The organism is Actinomadura macrotermitis (assembly GCF_009604375.1).
Classification (GTDB): Bacteria; Actinomycetota; Actinomycetes; order Streptosporangiales; family Streptosporangiaceae; genus Spirillospora; species Spirillospora macrotermitis.
In genome coordinates this window covers 444,658-459,127 of the sequence record NZ_WEGH01000005.1, presented here as the reverse complement: position 1 = coordinate 459,127, position 14,470 = coordinate 444,658, and the positions used below count along the sequence as shown (strand labels likewise).

The 14,470-nt window shown below is 69.1% G+C and carries 15 protein-coding genes; 7 read left to right on the top strand and 8 right to left on the bottom strand.

The window, feature by feature from the left end; all coding sequences use genetic code 11:
• The first annotated feature begins 5 nt into the window (after positions 1-5).
• The gene (locus ACRB68_RS34920) at positions 6-2,870 is read left to right on the top strand and encodes a hypothetical protein (RefSeq protein WP_153540176.1); all 2,865 of its coding nucleotides are present in this window, start codon (positions 6-8) and stop codon (positions 2,868-2,870) included.
• Between the two features lie 276 nt (positions 2,871-3,146).
• On the opposite strand, the gene ACRB68_RS34915 is transcribed toward ACRB68_RS34920, so the two are convergent.
• A complete protein-coding gene (locus ACRB68_RS34915; protein WP_153540174.1) occupies positions 3,147-3,500 on the bottom strand; it encodes a winged helix-turn-helix transcriptional regulator in 354 nt (117 codons plus the stop codon).
• Between the two features lie 209 nt (positions 3,501-3,709).
• On the opposite strand from ACRB68_RS34915, the gene ACRB68_RS34910 reads away from it, so the two are divergent.
• A complete protein-coding gene (locus ACRB68_RS34910; RefSeq protein ID WP_153540172.1) occupies positions 3,710-4,021 on the top strand; it encodes an EthD family reductase in 312 nt (103 codons plus the stop codon).
• 372 nt (positions 4,022-4,393) lie between these two features.
• Here the strand turns inward: ACRB68_RS34910 and ACRB68_RS34905 are convergent, their stop codons facing one another.
• Positions 4,394-4,588, bottom strand: a complete 195-nt coding sequence (locus ACRB68_RS34905; protein ID WP_153540170.1) for a DUF1918 domain-containing protein — start codon at positions 4,586-4,588, stop codon at positions 4,394-4,396.
• A gap of 759 nt (positions 4,589-5,347) precedes the next feature.
• On the opposite strand from ACRB68_RS34905, the gene ACRB68_RS34900 reads away from it, so the two are divergent.
• Positions 5,348-6,007: a DUF6518 family protein gene (locus ACRB68_RS34900; RefSeq protein ID WP_207709932.1), complete on the top strand. Its 660-nt coding sequence runs from the start codon at positions 5,348-5,350 to the stop codon at positions 6,005-6,007.
• A gap of 93 nt (positions 6,008-6,100) precedes the next feature.
• Here the strand turns inward: ACRB68_RS34900 and ACRB68_RS34895 are convergent, their stop codons facing one another.
• Complete coding sequence (locus tag ACRB68_RS34895) at positions 6,101-6,241, bottom strand: hypothetical protein (protein ID WP_153540168.1); 141 nt, start codon at positions 6,239-6,241, stop codon at positions 6,101-6,103.
• Positions 6,242-6,296: 55 nt separating this feature from the next.
• Complete coding sequence (locus ACRB68_RS34890; RefSeq protein ID WP_153540166.1) at positions 6,297-7,247, bottom strand: alpha/beta hydrolase family protein; 951 nt, start codon at positions 7,245-7,247, stop codon at positions 6,297-6,299.
• A gap of 152 nt (positions 7,248-7,399) precedes the next feature.
• Here ACRB68_RS34890 and ACRB68_RS34885 point away from each other — a divergent pair, with 152 nt between their 5' ends.
• Positions 7,400-7,810, top strand: a complete 411-nt coding sequence (locus tag ACRB68_RS34885) for a MerR family transcriptional regulator (protein WP_153540164.1) — start codon at positions 7,400-7,402, stop codon at positions 7,808-7,810.
• Between the two features lie 256 nt (positions 7,811-8,066).
• On the opposite strand, the gene ACRB68_RS34880 is transcribed toward ACRB68_RS34885, so the two are convergent.
• Both ACRB68_RS34880 and ACRB68_RS34875 read right to left on the bottom strand, forming a co-directional pair.
• Positions 8,067-8,366, bottom strand: coding sequence for a hypothetical protein (locus ACRB68_RS34880; protein ID WP_194293563.1), 300 nt, complete (start codon positions 8,364-8,366; stop codon positions 8,067-8,069).
• 486 nt (positions 8,367-8,852) lie between these two features.
• Entirely contained in the window at positions 8,853-9,452 is a 600-nt protein-coding gene (locus tag ACRB68_RS34875; protein ID WP_153540160.1) for a TetR/AcrR family transcriptional regulator, read from the bottom strand.
• Positions 9,453-9,548: 96 nt separating this feature from the next.
• On the opposite strand from ACRB68_RS34875, the gene ACRB68_RS34870 reads away from it, so the two are divergent.
• Positions 9,549-11,039, top strand: a complete 1,491-nt coding sequence (locus tag ACRB68_RS34870) for a carboxylesterase/lipase family protein (RefSeq protein ID WP_153540158.1) — start codon at positions 9,549-9,551, stop codon at positions 11,037-11,039.
• A gap of 399 nt (positions 11,040-11,438) precedes the next feature.
• Here the strand turns inward: ACRB68_RS34870 and ACRB68_RS34865 are convergent, their stop codons facing one another.
• Positions 11,439-11,831: a tautomerase family protein gene (locus ACRB68_RS34865; protein ID WP_153540156.1), complete on the bottom strand. Its 393-nt coding sequence runs from the start codon at positions 11,829-11,831 to the stop codon at positions 11,439-11,441.
• A gap of 95 nt (positions 11,832-11,926) precedes the next feature.
• Between ACRB68_RS34865 and ACRB68_RS34860 the strand changes: the two genes are divergently transcribed.
• Both ACRB68_RS34860 and ACRB68_RS34855 read left to right on the top strand, forming a co-directional pair.
• Entirely contained in the window at positions 11,927-12,796 is an 870-nt protein-coding gene (locus tag ACRB68_RS34860; RefSeq protein ID WP_207709931.1) for a LysR family transcriptional regulator, read from the top strand.
• A gap of 514 nt (positions 12,797-13,310) precedes the next feature.
• Positions 13,311-13,952, top strand: coding sequence for a carbonic anhydrase (locus ACRB68_RS34855; protein WP_153540154.1), 642 nt, complete (start codon positions 13,311-13,313; stop codon positions 13,950-13,952).
• A 236-nt stretch (positions 13,953-14,188) separates the two neighbouring features.
• Here ACRB68_RS34855 and ACRB68_RS34850 read toward each other — a convergent pair whose 3' ends face one another.
• Positions 14,189-14,398 (bottom strand): hypothetical protein, encoded by a 210-nt coding sequence (locus ACRB68_RS34850; RefSeq protein WP_153540152.1) that lies wholly within the window; start codon positions 14,396-14,398, stop codon positions 14,189-14,191.
• Positions 14,399-14,470: the final 72 nt, after the last annotated feature.

The following is a 14,470-nucleotide window of genomic DNA, read 5'->3' as shown; positions in this document are numbered from 1 at the left end:
TCGCGATGCCCCCCACACCGACCACCAAGAAGCTCAAGAAGCGGAAGAAGCCGACGTCCGACCGGACCATGAGCGCGTCGGGCTCCTCGTCCGACTCCGATTCCGACAGCCGGCCGGGCTCGGCGATGAGCATCGACTCCGACGGCCCCGACACCCACTCCACCCCGGTCCGCGGCTCCCGCCCGTCCCCGATGGACCTGGACGACGACGATTCCTCCTACGACTCCGGCACCAGGATCGGCCCGTCGGACCGCACGTCGTTCCGGGCCGGCGCTCCGCCCAAGCGGGCCTGGAGCGACGGCTCCGACTCGGGCTCCGACGGCCCCGCCCGGCCGTCCAGCGCGGCCAAGCGCGTCCGGGTCGCCGCGCCCGACAGCGACCCGCAGGGCAAACCGGCCGACGGGCCGGCGCGCCCGTCGACCGCCGGTCCGTCGCCGTCCAGCAACCAGTCGCCCGGCATGGCGGCGCTGACCGCCCTGATCGGACCGCTTCCGGGACCCGTCCCGGGCCCGCAGCACCTGACCGTCGCGATGCAGACGGGCACCACGCCTGCCCAGAACGCGGCGAACCCGCCGCAGCCCGGCGCGCAGCAACAGGTTGCGGCTCAGCAGCAGACCGGGGCTCAGCAGGGCGCGAAGAACCTCAACGCGTTCCTGCGGACCGACGCCGCAAGGATCGACGATGTCAAGTACTACCCGGTCTTCTCGGTCGAGAACGGCAGGGTCGGGAGCGTCAATTTCGGCACGACCCGGACTCCGAGCCCGTTCGGCGCGAAGATGGGCGACCACACCTCGTCCTGGGCGGGCGTCGTCGACTCCATCCATGCCGGCGTGTTCGGCAAGACGCTCGACGGGGCCGTCCAAGAGCTGCGCGACCGGCAGGACGCCGCCGACAAGTGGATGGACGGCCCGCTGCCGAACGGCGCCGACCCGCCCGTCCTGAAGCTGTGGAAGATGCTGGACGAGGCCGACCGGAACGCCCGGCATGACCTGGTGCAGGGCTACGCTTTCAGGGTCCGTAGCGAACTCGACAAGGCAGACAAGATCATCAAGGCGGCCGCCGCGGCCGGCCGTCCGCTGACCGCGGCCGAGACGAACGAGGTCGGCGCTCACCTGAGCGAGGCGCTCGGGCACCACGCGGCCTACCGGAACATGCTGCCGCTCGCCACCGTGCCCGCCGCCGCGGACCGCGGCTCGATCGGCTCGGGCGAAGGAACGCACCGCAACAACGTCCTGGCCATCGACATCGCCATGAACGAACGGCGTAAGGACCCCAACGCCCCTCTGCCCAGCGCCGATGCCGTCAAGAAGGCCGGCGAGGGACTGCACGCGATGTTCTCGATGTCGGCGGCCACCCGCGAGGCCCGGCTCGGCGAGGCGCTGAAGCCGCAGGAGCTCAAAAAGACCAAGGCGGATATGGAGGCGATCAGCAGGTACACCCGGGAGTTGCGGGGCGGGATCGCCGCGGCCGTCCTGCCGCCCACAGCGGCCAACGGCGGAACGGGCGTCAAGCGGATCACCCAGTTGACCACACCCGGTGCGTTGAAAGACCTGGCGGAACATCTGAAGAAACTGACCGAAGAGGATCCTGCAAATCCGAATCCCGCCGATAAGGTCACCGCTTTCACCGACGAACACAAGAACGACCCCGAGAACGCGCTGGCAGGGCTTGCCAGGGACGGGATCTGGGTGGTGAACGAACTCGAGCGCCTGGCCGCGCTGCCCAAGCCCCCGGCCGGGGAGCTGAACACGCTCAGAAAGCGTGCCGAGACCCTCGCTGTTTGGCACGACGGCCTCGACGACGTCATCACCAGGCTGTCGAGGCCGGAGGCGGACGTCCGCGCCGATACCGCCCTGATGCTCGCGCACATGATCAACGATCACCAGGGCAACATGGCCACCGCCTATCCCGAGGCGGTCAAGGCGACCGGTTTCCTCCAGGACGCCGCGGGCAACGTTGATCCGGCGGCCGCCGCCAGGGAGATGCTCAGGAAGTACATCGCCGACGGCGAGGCGGCCGGCACGCTCAAGGTCGAGCAGGGAGAGCGGGACAACCTGCTCGCCGCTTTCGACGCCGCCTACGCCTCGCTGAACCACACCCCGAAGATCGCCGCCGACAGCAGGTGGGTGGTCGGCTCCCGCAACACCGGCCTCGTCGTCGGGATCCGCAACGACGTTCCGATGATCCTGGGACGCGCGGCGGCGCCGCCCGGCATCGACGGCATGGGCGCGCACATCACCGCTTGGAAGACGGAGACCGACGCGGTGAAGTCGATGGTCGAGAAGGTGCGGGCGAACGGTGGCGGGGACGCCGAGATCATCGACCGCTTCAAAACGGAGACGGAGAACGATCTCAAGGGCAAGCTGATGACGGAGCTCGCCCCGGCCCTGCCCTCCGGCCAGCTCGACAAGGGCCAGCTCAGGAGGATCGCCGACGCCGCCTACGCGGTCCGCGCCGCGGACACCCCCGAGAAAGCGATCCAGGCTTACCTCACTTTCCGCAATGTGCTCCCCTTCGCCACCGTCGACTCCGGTGGCCGCAGTGGCCACGGCGAAAGCAGGGCCACCGTCGCCAAGGGGACCTTCGACGAAGTCGCCCTCGGCGACGAGGCCGCGCTGAGGGCCGCCGCCTTCGCGAGGGACGCCGCCGGCCAGATCACCGCCGCCAAGGAGGCCATCGCCGATCTGAGGACCTATAGCGGCGCCACCTACAACGCCGACCCGGCCTTCGTCCAGATGATCGACGATGTCGCGAAAAAGATGGACAGGAAAGCCGACATTCTCGCGACGGGACACAAGGGCGTGATCAAGGACTTGATCTTCAAGACCCGAAAGAGCGAGCACCTGCGGGTCTTCAACATGACCAAGTAAGGGAACGCCCACCTCGGCGGGCCGAACGGGCTGCGCTCGACCACTGTCAGGCCATACGGCGCGGCCAGGGCTGCGCCCTGCGCATCAACGCCTCGTCCACCGTGCATCGCCAACCTGGGCCGCCACCCCCGCGACGGCGCTGCGAGTACGCCGACCGCGTCCATGCCTCCCGGCCGACGCACCCTGCCCCAAGCCCACGACCTCGGCAACGGACCCCGGGACACCCGCGACCAACCGCTGACTCCTGCACTCGGCCTGCTCGCAGGCCGAATGGTGCTAGCGGGCGTCTTCGGAACCGGCGGCGGAGAGGGTCGCGGCCCACTCCGCGGACCACCGGACGAGCGGGCGCAGTGCGCGGTGGGCGCCGTGGCCCAGCTCGGTGAGGGCGTAGGTGGCGTCCGGATGCTGCTCGACGAGGGCGGCGTCGAGCAGCTCGGTCAGCCGTTGCCGCAGCACGCTGGAGGACATGTTGTCGCAGCGCTCCTGCAATGCGCGGAACCCGACCGGCCCGTGCTGCAGTTCCCAGACGATCCGCAGGCTCCACCTGCGGCCGAACAGGTCGAGGGCGGCCATCAGCGGCCGGCCGGTGTCCGACCCTCGGACCGCCCGTCCCGGCCTGGGTGCCGCCATGCGTCGTACCGTCCCATCTTGCGGCTTCGATATCCGACACACTATCGTGAGCCGCATCGATTCGATTTCCGAAGCGCTTGAGCAGGGCTTCGGGAGGCGATCACTGCCGGGTCGTGCGACCGGCCGGGGCATCGAGGTGGTGGTGCCGGTATGGCGATACCCCAAGGTCCCCGGATGTCGTGGTCGCCCACCGCCGAACGGAGGTTGTCATGCACAAGCTGATGGTCCTGTATCCCGAACCCGCCGATCCCGACCACTTCCGCGACTACTACGTGAGCACCCACCTCCCGCTGGTCGCGCGCATGCCCGGCCTGCTCGCGTGGCGCTACAGCTTCGAGGTGTCAGCGGCGCAGGGACAGGCGCCGTACTTCGCGGTCTTCGAGGCCGAGTTCGCTGACGCCGCGGCAATGACCGCAGCGAGGGAGTCCCCGCAGGGCCGGCAGGTGGCTGCCGATGTCGCCAACTACGCCACAGGCGGTGCGATCGTCATCGACTATCCGGTGCAGAACGGCACCTGCTGAGTCTGGCCTTGAGGCACCGCCGCATCCTCGCGGAATCAGCCGACAGGAAATCAACTGGCATGCCCAGGAACGCAGAACCGGGCCCGCCGGCACCGAACCGTCGTCAACTCGGCCCAGTCCTCCTCGCGGGCCCTTTCTGCTCGGCGTGAACCAGGAAGCCCCAGCCCAGGCGCATGGCCGGTACCGGGAACGCGACCGCCGCCTATGTCGCTGCCTGCGGAAGGCCGGCACCCAGCTGCCGACCAAGTCAGCTGTCCTGTCCCATCGGACTTGAGGTAACCGGAGTCCCCAGTCCGCGCCTCATGATCAATGAGGTGCCGGCACTCTCGTCCGTCTCATTGATCATGAGGCAGGTCGGCCCCGCTGGCGGTGCTAGTCCGCCGGGGCGCCGGCCTCGATGACGCAGTCGGGCCCCGGGTATACCAGCGTCTCGTGTCCGTCGCTGAACCTGACCAGATAGGGCGGCGCGCCATCGGCCCCGCGCACCTCGACGATCTCGCCGACCCGCTCCTGCATCCCCACGGCCCTCGACGCGAGCCGGATGTTGTCCCCCACCGTCGCACGCATACGGTCCCCCTTGTCCAACCTTCGAAGACACAACGGTGAGGGCATACCCCGCCCTCGCTGCCGGTATCTGCCCTGGCTGGAGGCCATGCTGGGCAGGAGGGCATGCAGATGGGGCGGGAAGGCCAAGCAACAACGGGCAATGGTCGCCTAGGACCTCAACGGGCTCTCCCAGAGCCCCGTCGCCTTGACGCCAAGAGCTGCACGATCTACCAGAGTGTCACCGGCGCTGACGGCAGCACCAGGCTGGAGGAACGCGACCGCCTCCCCAACCCCGCTCACGGCAAGTTCACGCCCGAGCAGGACGACCACCACATCGAACCGAAGGCCGGAGCCGGATACCACCGAGCCCGATCACGTCACGCGCTTCACCTGCCTCGTGGATGGCAAGTACAACGTCGAATACGACGTGTACCAACTCGCCGGGGAGAACACCGCATGGGACCACGAGGGACGCCAGTGCTCCATGCGACCGCAACTTTGCCGGTAGGCCAAGAGGCCACACCGAAGGCGCGTGCAGTGCGGTAGCGCAACCTGCGGAAGGTAGTGTGCTGACCTCGTAGAACAGGTCATTTCTGCGAACACGCTCCACCACCATTCCTGCAGAGCGTTACCGGCCCTGGGGAACATCGGTACAGCGGTTAACGTCAAGCCCGTGATCATGGCGCGCACCACAGGCGGCAGGCCCGGCGGCGAGGTTCGGAAGACCCCTGAACGGCTGCGGGCGCCGATGGCGTCGCGTCCATGCCACTCGACAGAGAAGTGAGCACCACCATGAGCGCGTCCCCGGTCATCGCCTCGGTACCCGAGACGAGCGGGAGATCCTGGGCCTACGCGACGGCGTCGGCATTCGCCGGAGGACTCCTTCTCGGCGTCCTGACCAATCTGGCCCAGGGCTGGCTTCCGGGTGCGTGGAATCAGATCGCCAACTCCGGTGCGGTCTGGTCCGTCGCCGCGTTCGCCGCGGGCGCGCTGCTGGCCCGGAGGGTCGGCTTGCCCGCGGCCGCCGTCGCGGGCCTGTTCGCCGAGTCCGGTCTCGTCGTCGGCTACTACGGCTACGCGGAGGTCGCGCGCGACGGCATGGGCTCTTTGTTCGCGCCCCTCGTCTGGCTCGGCATGGCGTTCATCGCCGGCCCCCTCTTCGGGGTGGCGGGCTCCTGGTGGCGAGGCATCAGCCCGCGCCATCGCGTCATCGGCCTCGCCGCCCTGGCGGGCGTTTTCGGCATGGAGGCCATCCACTACGCCTGGGTTCTGCACTACGCCTCCCAGGCATGGGCATGCCTCGCCGTTCTGGTCCTCGTGCCCCTGCTCATGGGCCGCACCCACAGAGAACGCGCGCTGACCCTCCTGACCGCCGTTCCCTTTTCGCTACTGGCCTACCTCGTCTTCGACAAACTGATCCTGACGACACTCCTCGGCTGAGAGCGCACGGCCGCAGACCGGTCACGCGAACAGCCGGAGAAGCCGGGTGAAGTTGCGGCATCGGCCACTGCTGCGGAAGAGGGGGGGCGGGGCTCACCCTCGCGCATCCAGCACAGAGGCTGCGGCGAGCTTGAGGAATTCCGCCCACTCGGATTCGCCGAGGGTGTCCTGGAGCGTCAGGGTGTTCATGTAGAGCAGGGCCGATCGCAGAATCCGCATGCACAGCACGAACATCTCCTGCGCGTCGCGCCGGTTCGAGGTGTTCTCTCCGCTCTGCCCTTACGGCGCCTCATTTGGATTCGAGTCGTCCCATCGGGTGCGAGGCGCCGGTGAGGGCCGCTTGCGCCGCGGTCCAAGTTGAACTGTCGAGGCCGAGGACGTGGCGCAGGTAGGCGAGGGTGACCTGCTGGACGAGGGCGACGCGTTCGGGGTTCTCGTCGGTGGTCTCGGCGGCGTCGTAGCCGGAGATGCCGCCGAGGAAGTGCTCGCCGCCGAAGACGGTGAGCAGGCTCTTATCGCCGGGGCTGCGGGTGTAGGGCTCGGTGGTCCATTCCGGTCCCCGGGTGGTCAGCGGGAGGTGGTCGTTGCCGCCGGCGACCACCAGGGCCGGGGCGGTGAGGTGGGAGAAGTCCACCTTCCGCAACCAGGGGAGGTTCTCGATGGCGTAGGGGGTCAGATGGTCGCCGCCCTCTCCGGCCGTGGCCAGCAGGACGCCCGCCGCGACCCGAGGATCGGACAGGTCGTCGGCGGCTCCGGTCTGCGGGTCGGTGACGCGCAGGCCCAGCAGCATTGCGGCGGTGTGACCGCCGAAGGAGTGCCCGGCCGCGGCGATGCGGCTGCGGTCCAGGCGTCCGGCCAGGCCGGGGACGGCCGCTTCCAGCACGTCGAGACCGTCGAGGACGCGCTTCATATCGGCGACCCGGATCCGCCACGTCCGGAGCCGGCGGGGGTCGTCCGCGGCGAGACCCGACCTCCTGGAGTCCAGGTGGGTGGCCTGGACCACCACGAAGCCATGCGCGGCCCAGTAGTCGATCAGAGGTGCGTAGCCGTCCAGATGGGAGCCGTACCCGTGCGCGAACAAGATGATCGGCAGGTCGCGCCCGGTGACCGGTGCGGACAGGCGCACATGCAGGTCCTCGCCGCGCTCGGGGGCGGGCAGCACGATCGGCTTCACCGAGACGATCGGGGAGGCGGCGATGCCACCGGTGAGATCCGTCTGCGCGGTAGCCGAAGTGGTCATGGATGTCTCCAACCGTGGGTTGTGCGGTGGCCGGTCGCCGGCTGTTCGCGGCCAGAGCGGGAAGCAGGGGATCGGCCTCACACCGGGTACGCTAAAACCTGACATCGATGTCAGAGGCAAGGGGTGTGCCACACATCACGGAGGGGCCGGATATGCGTATCGGGGAACTCGCCGTCAAGGCGGGCGTCAGCGTCCGGTCCCTGCGGTACTACGAGCAGCAGGGCCTCCTCGCCGCCGAACGCAGCTCCAGCGGTCAGCGCCACTACCCTGACAGCGCGGTCGACCGGGTCCGGCTCATCCAGCAGTTGTACGCCGCCGGGCTGTCCAGCAAGACCATCGCCGATCTCATCCCCTGCGTCGTGGACGGCCGCGCCACGCCCGAACTGCTCACCCGCCTGGCCGCCCAACGCGACCACATCGACAGGCATATCGCCGACCTGACCGGCACGCGCGACCGGCTCGACTCGGTCATCGCCAATGCCGGCACCAACATGCTCACCGGCAGGCCCTGCCGCGCCGGCGACACCCCGCACGCCTCGGTGCAGAACGAAGAGGCCCTGTAGTCCCCGGACGCTGGCGCGGACAGGTGACCTGTCCTCCGTCATGCCGCCAAGGGCGACATGGGCGGCGGCGTAGTGGGCAGGGCGGTGGTCGGCCGGGTGCAATGCGTGCAGGTGGACGACCAGTTTTTCGACGGCGACGAGGTGGCCGTGTGCGGCGGCGGTCCAGAAACCGTGCGGGGGAGCTGTTCGTAGCGGTCAGTTCGGGCGTGCTGGTCGAGGTAGTCGGCCAGTTGGTAGCCGGTGCTGGCACCCATGGTCATGCCGTCCTCACGAGGTCGAGGGCCGCGGCGGCGCCCGACAGTGGCTGGGGAGCGTAGTCCAGCGCTTCCTCGAACCAGTTCGCCGGCGCCTGTGCCTGCTCGGCCGGACCGCAGTAGCCGAGGGCTGCGGCGCACAGGAACTCCACCGGCAGTGGGAAGCGGACGGCACGGGAGAATGTCGCCATCGCGCAGCAGGGCCAGGTCACCGACCAGTACATCAAGGCAGCCGAGCAACTGGCCCCCGGCAAGCGGGAGGTGCGCATCGCCGCGGTGTAAGCGCTGGAGCGGATCGCCAAGGACTCCGATGCCGATTCCCGGTTCTAGGTGTGCGGCCGGAGCACTCCAGAAGGAGGTCATGGCGTCGGCGTCGGCGCTCGCAATCAGCGCTGCGGCCCGCGCCCAGCACCGGGCCAGGTAGAGATGTGCCTTGGCTGTACCGGATCAGCGCGCAGAGGGCGCATCTCCTCCAGGGACTCGACGATTCCACTGCCTCGTCCAACAAGGAAGTTGGTGAGGTACGTCGGTGCTCGTGTGCCAGGTGGACGTGTCGATCGGCGGCCCCTTCCGGCCGAACTGTCGCAGGCTCGGCACCTGGCCGACGCGACGCTGGAACAGCCTGCCGATGTAGGGGCGGTGCTGCGTCCCCATCTGGAATGGCGCATTGAGAAGGAAGCGACCTGATCGATCTTCATTCGCGTCGCGTTCGGCGCCGTGGGCCAGGCCGGGGGCGGCCGGACCAGAGCTGATCTCGTCTCCACCCGGCTCCCGTGTCCGGGGACGGGTCACGTACTCCTGAACAGCCGGTCCAGATGCACGTCGATCGCGCCGAGTGCGTCCTGGGGCTCGATCACGCCAAGTTCGATCAGGGGGGTGAAGCCGGTGAGGGCGAGGAGCAGGTTGGTCTCGATCGCCGGGTCGCGGCCGGAGTCGATGTGCCCATCGGCGATCGCCTGGCGGACCAACTGCTCGACGAGGGCCCGCCCTTGCAGGAGGCCGCGGCGCGCCTGCTCGTGCACGGCCTCGTCGTGCAGCGCCTCCAGGACGTAGGCGGCGCTCATCCGGCTGGTCGCGCGGGCGTCGGCATGCAGGGGGAGCATTTCCGCGAGCGTCAGTCGCAGCACGTCACGGGGGTGCGGACGGTCACCGAGCTTTTCGAGCCCCTGGTGTACGCGCACCGAGGTCTGCTCGGACGCGAAGTCCATGGCGAAGGACAGCATGGCGGCCCGGGAGGCGAAGTAGTGCTGCAGCTGCCCGAGTGACATGCCCGCCTCCTGCGCCACCATGCGCATCGTCAGTTGTGCGACGCCGCGCTGCTCCACCACCCGCCACAGTGCGCGGGCAATCGCTTCGCGGCGTCCGCGGTGGTCCACCTGTTTCGGCATCGCCGGCCCTTCCCTCGCACCTGGGACTGTTTCAATACAGTTGACATAATACAGCTGACCTATAAACCTGGAGGCCACTCCAGGGAAGGAACCGTCATGTCCGAGCAGCCGAAGGTACGGACCACGGAAGGCGTGGTGCAGGGGCGCCGGCGGCAGGGGCACGCGGTATTCCGCGGCATCCCCTACGCCCGGCCCCCGGTCGGAACGCTCCGCTTCGCCGCGCCCGCGCCGCCGCACCGCTGGGAGGGGACGAGGCAGGCGGTCGAGTTCGGCCCCGTGGTGCCGCTGTCCCTGCCGGTCGACGTGCCCCCGCGGGGCACCGACTGGCTGACGCTCGACGTCGGCACTCCGGATCCCGGCGCGGCGGGGCTGCCGGTGCTGGTGTGGATCCCCGTGGGCGGCTACCTCTCGGCGTTGTCGAGCGACCCGATGTACGACCCGGCGGCGCTGGCCGAGGCGGGAGTCGTCGTGGTGACCATCAACTGCCGCGTGGGCGCGGAGGGATTCGCGTTCCTCGACGACGCGCCGCCCAACCGCGGATTCCTCGACCAGATCGCGGCGCTGGAGTGGGTGCAGCGCAACATCGCCGCCTTCGGGGGCGACCCCGGCCGGGTCACCGTGGGCGGGCAGTCCGCCGGGGCGGGCTCGGTCGCCGCCCTGCTGACGATGAAGTCCGCGCGCGGCTTGTTCCGGCGGGCCATCGCCCATTCGGTGCCGGGGCTGCACAGCACCCCCGCGCTGGCACGGCAGGTCACCGCCGCGTTCGCGGACCGGCTCGGCGCGGCGGCCCCCACCGCCGAAGCCCTGCGCGACATCGACCCATGGCGCCTGGCCGCCGAGCTCACCTCCTTCAACGCCGGCCTCCACGCGCACCGGGAGAGCTGGGGACGCCTCACGGAGACCGGCACCGCGCTGTGCCCCGTCGTCGACGGCGAGGTCCTCCCGGAAACACCCTGGCCCGCGCTGACCGGCGCACGTGCGAGCGGGACCGAACTGCTCGTCGGCCACACTCGGGACGAATTCCGGTCCTTCAGCGTCATGGGCGGAAGGTACGGCACCTTCACCGAGGAGGACGCCCACGCGGTCCTGGAACTGCACGCCCCGCAGCCGGACGGCACGCGGGCCTACCGTGCCGCGTTCCCGCAGGCAGGCCCGGAGGAACTGGTGGAGACGGTGTACTCCGACGCCCTCTTCCGCATGCCGTCACAGAAGCTGGCCGAGGCGAACGCCGCAGCCGGCGGCACCTCGTACCTGTTCGAACTGTGCTGGGTCGCCCCGGCCCTCGGCGGCATCCTGGGCGCCTGCCACAGCCTCGACGTGCCCCTGGCGTTCGGCACATTGGACAGCCCCGTCGGCACCCAACTCATCGGCGAGGAGGCCGCTCCCGAGGCCGTCGCGCTCTCCCGCGAACTCCAGGAGGCATGGGTCCGCTTCGTCACCACCGGCGATGCGGGCTGGTCCGCCCACCGGCCCGGCGAGCACCTCACCCGCGTCCTGGACACCGAATCGAAGACTCTGCCCTACCCCGAACAGGCATCCCGCCAGATCTGGGAAGGCCACTTCCCCGCCCCCTTCGATCTCTCGTGACTGTCCGGGACGGCTCCTACGACTGCGGCACCGCCACCCACCTGCCCATCGGGACAGCGCGAATCGGCGTACAGCCGACAACACCCGGCCCGCTTGTCATCAGTTTCCACTTGAGGGTGACGGGCGACCTCAAGAGCCGGAAGAGACCGATGGGAGAGAGCCCAGTTAGGAGTTCCACAGGTATGCCAGGGAGGCTCCGATTCCGCCCTGGCGTTGGTGCTGGCGGAGACGTTGGTCTCCCGGATCGCCCTTGTGCTCGAACAGGCGGTTCAGATGTTGATTAGCCTCCGGCTGACCGGGCTCCGGAGATACGTCCAAACTGTTCACGACCAGTGACGGCGCAATATGGCACCGTCACGTGGCGCTGGAACTCGGAAGGCGCGGGGCGAACCGTTCCCCTCAGCCCTGCTGCACCGCGTACTGCGCGATGCCATTGCCGAACGACCAGTTCTCCGGCAGTACTTCCACAAGATTGATGAACACGTCTTCGGGACGCACGCCGGGGTTCGCCTGCAGCAGTTCGACGATGCGCAGGTAGAGCGCCTGCTTCTGGGCGAGGTCGCGCGTGTTGTTGGCGGTGATCCGGATGATGACCGCCTCGTCGCTCCGTTCGACGCCGTAATAGGTGGGGCTGACGCTGAAGGTGCTGTCGTCGTGCTCGGTGATCGTCATGAAGCGGTCGTCTTCCGGCACGTCGAAGGTCTCGCGCATGGCGCGGTAGACGCCCTCGAAGAGGGCTTGGTGGTACTCGGCGGGCTTGCCTCGCCGCAACGACACTTGGACCAAGGGCATGGTCTGGCTCCGTTCCTCGGGACGGTTCGCAGCGTAGCCATCACTTGATCATTCAAAAAAGCCATCTTACTATATTTCAGTCATTAAATATTTCAATGATCGGTGTGACGATGAAGATGCTCGCCCTGGACGCCGTGCATGCCTTCGTGCTGACCGCCGAACTGAAGAGCTTCACGCGTGCGGCGGAGGCGATGGACTCCACGCAGTCCGCCGTGAGCCTGAAGATCAAACGGCTGGAGGACGCCTTGGGCCGCCGCTTGCTGGACCGCACGCCCCGCCTGGTCCGCCTGTCGCACGACGGCGCCGCCTTCCTCGGGCCCGCACGTGAACTGCTGGCCGCCCACGCGGACGCGCTGGGCTCCTTCGGCGTCCAGCGGCAACGCCTGTCGATCGGCATGAGCCACCACGTCGTCGGCGCCGAACTGCCCCACCTCCTGCGCCAGATAGGGCGGGCAGAACCGGACCTGACGCTGGAGGTGAGCATCGCCGGCTCATGGGAGCTCCTTGACCTGTTCGACAGCGGTGCGCTGGACGCGGCCATCGTGCTGCGCCACGAGGGCCGCCGCACCGACGGTGAAGTCCTGATGGAGGAGACCTTCGGCTGGATGGCCTCATCCGACTTCCAACACCGTTCCGGCGAGCCTCTGCGCCTCGCCCTGCAGGCCGAGTCATGCCGTGTGCACGAGATGGCGGTGACCGCGCTGAACGAAGCGGGCATCGCCTGGCAAGAGGTGTTCGTGGGCGGCGGCATCGCGACCATCGGCGCGGCGGTGGCAGCAGGCTTGGCCGTGGCGGCGCTCAGCCCGCGCGTGGCCCCACCCGGCACCATGGACATGGGCGAATCACTCGGCCTCCCCCCACTGCCCACTCGCAGCGTCGTCCTGCAATCACGCCCGTCCGAGCCCGCCGCGCGCAGGGCGCTGCGCACCTTCGCCTCCGCCCTGCGCGCCACAGCGGGCCACTGATCGCCGCCACCGCGAGGTTGCGGGGATCAGGTCCTGCCCGACACCGCGCCGTCGGACCGGAACCAGCCTGGTCCGGCTATCTGGAACCGGACCGCCGCAGCGGTCGAGCCGCAGTTTGGAGGCGACGTGTGGGCAATCTCGTGCTTGCTCGTCGACGTGCATCGGGAGGCGCGTCATAGCCGGACAGCATCGACCATGCCGAACACGGCTTGGGTCTTATGACATGCTCCTTACCGGCACGCCAAATAGTTCTGCCCCGTCACCGCCCCGGACGTACTTGGTGACGCCGGCCTTCCGACTCCCCGATCAGGTGATGATGCGGCCGGGTCGGCCGCCATCAGGGAGACACGGGTGCGAGATCGTCGAGTGGCTGCCGGACAGGCCACATGGTCGGCTCGGCTCTAGAGCCGACTACGTGCACCTTCCTGTCCACCCGTCGGCGGTAGAACACGATCAACTCCCTGTCCGTACCCCCGGCAGGCGGCGCGGCCGAGCCGGGCCGTAGCCTGTGGCCATGATCGACGCCCTGCCGCCGAGCCCCGGTGACGCCTTGGAAATGCTGCTGGCCGGCAACCGGCGATTCGTCGCCGATACGCCCGAGCACCCCAACCAGGACGCCGTCCGCCGCACCGGCACCGCGCCGGAACAGAACCCGTTCGCCGTGCTGTTCGGATGCTCCGATTCCCGCCTCGCCGCAGAGATCATCTTCGATCGGGGACTGGGGGACCTGTTCGTGGTCCGCACCGCCGGCCATGTGCTGGGAGCCGAGGTGCTGGGCAGCATCGAATACGGGGTGGCCGTGTTGAACTGCCCGCTGGTGGTGGTACTGGGCCACGACTCCTGCGGTGCGATCGCAGCCGCTCAGGCCACCTTGCAAGGCGGCACGATCCCGACCGGATTCGTGCGCGATGTCGTCGAACGGGTCACCCCGAGCGTGCTGGCGGCCCGCGCCGCCGGACACCACCAGCCCGAACAGATCCTGCACCAGCACATCCGGCACACCGTCGACCTGCTGCTCGAGCGCTCCAGCGTTCTCGCCGAGCGCGTAGCCACCGGCCAGGCCGCGGTGGCGGGCCTGTCCTACCGGCTTGCCGACGGCACCGCGCAACTGGTCACCACCCACGGCCTCGACAAGCCCTCCACTCCCACGCGATAACGCCCACCCAGCAGCGCCGACGCGCTGCATCTCGCAGTCAGCGTTGAGCATGGACTGCCCGGCCGCGCGCGAGACCAGATCACATGGGCGGGCAGTTGACGACCAGCCAGCCGGGGGACGAGAACGGTGGCTCGCTTCAGAGCAGATGGACTGACCGGGTTTCCTCGAAGCTAGTGCCTGCGCTGTGGCGCAACCGTGCAGAAGACGGGCCCCCTGCCCAGCTCGGCGCAAGCTTGCTATCGCTCGGCGTCCTGCCCTGATGCGGACGCGGGCAGCACTGCCGGGGGAGGGGCGTCGGGGTGGGTGAGGGCGTGGTGGAGTTCGCGGGCGGCGTGGACGACGGGCAGGCAGGCGCGCAGGAAGTCGGCAAGGGCGGCGGGGATGCGCGCGGCCGCACCCACGATGAGCACGGCGGCGGCCAGGCCGGCCAGAACAGTGGTCAGCACGACGCCTCCTGAAACAGAGTGGCCGGGTGGTGTCCGGTGCCGGTGTCGTAGGTGGTCATGACGGCAGAGTGG

Coding starts and splice junctions, on each gene's coding strand:
- ACRB68_RS34920 (WP_153540176.1), top strand. CDS start 6: ATGCCCCCCACACCGACCACCAAGAAGCTCAAGAAGCGGAAGAAGCCG.
- ACRB68_RS34915 (WP_153540174.1), bottom strand. CDS start 3,500: ATGGCGGCACCCAGGCCGGGACGGGCGGTCCGAGGGTCGGACACCGGC.
- ACRB68_RS34910 (WP_153540172.1), top strand. CDS start 3,710: ATGCACAAGCTGATGGTCCTGTATCCCGAACCCGCCGATCCCGACCAC.
- ACRB68_RS34905 (WP_153540170.1), bottom strand. CDS start 4,588: ATGCGTGCGACGGTGGGGGACAACATCCGGCTCGCGTCGAGGGCCGTG.
- ACRB68_RS34895 (WP_153540168.1), bottom strand. CDS start 6,241: ATGTTCGTGCTGTGCATGCGGATTCTGCGATCGGCCCTGCTCTACATG.
- ACRB68_RS34890 (WP_153540166.1), bottom strand. CDS start 7,247: ATGACCACTTCGGCTACCGCGCAGACGGATCTCACCGGTGGCATCGCC.
- ACRB68_RS34885 (WP_153540164.1), top strand. CDS start 7,400: ATGCGTATCGGGGAACTCGCCGTCAAGGCGGGCGTCAGCGTCCGGTCC.
- ACRB68_RS34875 (WP_153540160.1), bottom strand. CDS start 9,452: ATGCCGAAACAGGTGGACCACCGCGGACGCCGCGAAGCGATTGCCCGC.
- ACRB68_RS34870 (WP_153540158.1), top strand. CDS start 9,549: ATGTCCGAGCAGCCGAAGGTACGGACCACGGAAGGCGTGGTGCAGGGG.
- ACRB68_RS34865 (WP_153540156.1), bottom strand. CDS start 11,831: ATGCCCTTGGTCCAAGTGTCGTTGCGGCGAGGCAAGCCCGCCGAGTAC.
- ACRB68_RS34860 (WP_207709931.1), top strand. CDS start 11,927: ATGATCGGTGTGACGATGAAGATGCTCGCCCTGGACGCCGTGCATGCC.
- ACRB68_RS34855 (WP_153540154.1), top strand. CDS start 13,311: ATGATCGACGCCCTGCCGCCGAGCCCCGGTGACGCCTTGGAAATGCTG.